This window comes from Mesorhizobium sp. M7A.F.Ca.CA.004.12.1.1 (assembly GCF_003997835.1).
Lineage (GTDB): Bacteria > Pseudomonadota > Alphaproteobacteria > Rhizobiales > Rhizobiaceae > Mesorhizobium.
On record NZ_RZRK01001396.1, the window covers coordinates 1 to 711 of the forward strand.

Annotated in this window: 2 protein-coding genes; one reads left to right on the forward strand and one right to left on the reverse strand. The window is 63.9% G+C overall.

The window, feature by feature from the left end; genetic code table 11:
• Window positions 1-350, reverse strand: a 350-nt coding sequence (locus EN984_RS36640; RefSeq protein ID WP_127384457.1) for a DUF2125 domain-containing protein, incomplete at its 3' end; no start/stop codon positions are given.
• A 142-nt stretch (window positions 351-492) separates the two neighbouring features.
• Here EN984_RS36640 and EN984_RS36645 point away from each other — a divergent pair.
• On the forward strand, window positions 493-711 hold a 219-nt coding region (locus tag EN984_RS36645; protein ID WP_206517587.1), incomplete at its 3' end, for a gamma-glutamylcyclotransferase.

The following is a 711-nucleotide window of genomic DNA, read 5'->3' on the forward strand; positions in this document are numbered from 1 at the left end:
GTCCTGAGCGGGCCGCGCAGATTGGCAACCGGCGACAGAGGCTGGATGATCTGGGCGGCTGCGTTGAAACTGCCGGCTGAGGCCGCGATGTTCCTGGCATCGTCTTCATAGGCGAGGTTGTCGCAGGAGACGGTAAAGCTCAAGGGATAGCCGCTGACCTGGAGATTGGCGCAGCCGGCCTCGACGCCATTCTTGTTGAGCGTGGCGACCGCCTTGTCGGCCTCGCTCCTGACGCGGTCGGCCAGATAGAACCAGCCGCCGCTGTAGAGGGCGAACAGCAGGACGATGAATGCTGCAAGCCAGAACAGGCGGCGACGGTTACTTGGCTGGCGTTCGTCACTTGACGTCATGCTTTGGCTCTCGTTATCGCATGGGTGTTGCGGACGGGTGGTCGATTCCGCCAGGCAGACAGACGAATAGTTAGACGGGACGGGCGGAAAAAACACCGGTCCGGGTGCGGTGTTGGCATCTTTTGCAATCAGGCGCGGCGATATGGGCGATTTTTGGGTGTTTGGCTATGGCTCGCTGATCTGGCGGCCGGGATTCGCGCATGTCGAAACCCAGCGTGCCCGCCTGCATGGTTACCGGCGCTCGCTCTGCGTCTATTCCTTCGTGCATCGCGGCACGCGCGAGCGGCCGGGGCTGGTGCTCGGCCTCGACCGTGGCGGGTCCTGCGTCGGCCTCGCATTCCGCGTCCCCGGCGACTTGCGC